This is a genomic window from Demequina salsinemoris, assembly GCF_000974805.1.
In the GTDB taxonomy this organism is placed as follows: Bacteria; Actinomycetota; Actinomycetes; order Actinomycetales; family Demequinaceae; genus Demequina; species Demequina salsinemoris.
This window is the reverse complement of sequence record NZ_BBQZ01000019.1, coordinates 1-874: the sequence shown is the minus strand read 5'-3', so window position 1 is coordinate 874 and position 874 is coordinate 1. Positions and strand designations below refer to the sequence as shown.

Genomic DNA, 874 nt, shown 5'->3' with positions numbered 1-874 from the left:
CCGGGCAGCTTGCGGGTGAGCTGTCCACTGATGCGGCGGGCATCATCGTGGAGGGTTTGAACAAGCTGGTGGGGGAGCTTGATCAGGCGGTGCTGGATGCTCTTGAGGAGCGGCTGGTGGCGCGGGTGAAGGGCAAGAGCGCGCATGAGATCGCGAAGCTCGTGGCTCGCATGGTGGCCAGAGCCAGCCAGGAGTGCCTTGAGCAGCGCGAGAAGAAGAACCACGCCGAGCGGTATCTGTGGTGGAAGCAGGACAGTGATGGCATGACCGTGTTCCACGGCAGGCTCGACGCGGTCACGGCCGCGCCGATCATCGCGGTGCTGGAGCAGATGACCACCCGTGATGTGCGCAACCAGGCGCGTCCAGGGACGGGCCGCGACGGTGTGGCGCATGAGAGCGCTGGTGGAGGCGAAGGAGCGGTCGGGTGCGAAGGCGCCGCGTCCGAGGCGGGATCCTGCGCGACGGGCGCGGGTGCTCTCGCCGACAGCCGTACGCCGGGTCAGATGCGTGCGGATGCGCTGTATGAGCTTGCACGTCACGCGTTGGGCTGTGCGGGTACGGAGGCTTCGGGGGTGCGCACCACGATGGTGATCCGTATGAATCTGGCTGACCTCGAGTCCGGTGTGGGGTTGGGCTCGATCGACGGGATGGACCAGCCGGTGTCCGTGGCGGCGCTGCGGCGTCTGGCGGGGGAGGCGGGGGTGATTCCCGAGGTGCTCAGCCGTGAGGGCGCTGTGATGGAGCTGGGGCGTGAGCAGCGCCTGTTCAGCCGGTATCAACGCCTGGGGATGATCGAGAGGGATGGCGGCTGTGCGCGATGTCATGCCCCGGTGCAGCATTGCGAGGCGCATCACATCCGCTGGTGGGAGCGCGG

General features: G+C 67.7%; 1 protein-coding gene. It reads left to right on the top strand.

Annotated elements, in window-relative coordinates; all coding sequences use genetic code 11:
- Positions 1-874 (top strand): DUF222 domain-containing protein (locus AOP78_RS14645; RefSeq protein WP_152659602.1); only part of this gene is annotated, 874 nt, incomplete at both ends.